At 42.4% G+C, this 573-nt stretch carries 1 pseudogene; it reads right to left on the bottom strand.

Annotated elements, in window-relative coordinates:
* Positions 1 to 490 (bottom strand): annotated as a pseudogene (locus A3763_RS02825) (DNA-directed RNA polymerase subunit beta'); the annotation flags it as partial.
* Positions 491 to 573: the final 83 nt, after the last annotated feature.

The raw sequence follows: 573 nt of genomic DNA on the forward strand, positions 1-573 counted from the left end.
GTTCGTCACTAAGTAGCTGACCGTGCTCAAGCGTACTCATACCCGGATCAATAACCATGTATGATTCGAAATACAATACTCGCTCGATATCACGCAAAGTCATATCTAAAAGCATACCAATACGTGACGGCAAAGACTTCAAAAACCAGATGTGAGCAACTGGGCTAGCTAGTTCGATATGAGCCATACGGTCACGTCTTACGTTAGCAAGCGCAACTTCTACACCACACTTCTCACAAATTACACCACGATGCTTAAGGCGCTTGTACTTACCACACAAGCACTCATAGTCCTTGATAGGACCGAAAATTTTGGCACAAAATAAGCCATCACGCTCTGGCTTGAATGTACGATAGTTAATCGTTTCTGGCTTCTTAACTTCACCGTATGACCAAGATCGGATCATTTCTGGAGACGACAAGCCAATACGAATTGAGTCGAATTCCTGAGTTTGATTTTGGTTTTTTAATAGGTTTAATAAATCTTTCATCGGTTTTGCTCCAATTGGAGTTATCTATCCGCGAACGCTTCATCTAGAAGCGCTCGCCTCCGCGTAATTGTTTGTATTGACTT

Source organism: Oleiphilus sp. HI0128, from assembly GCF_001635365.1.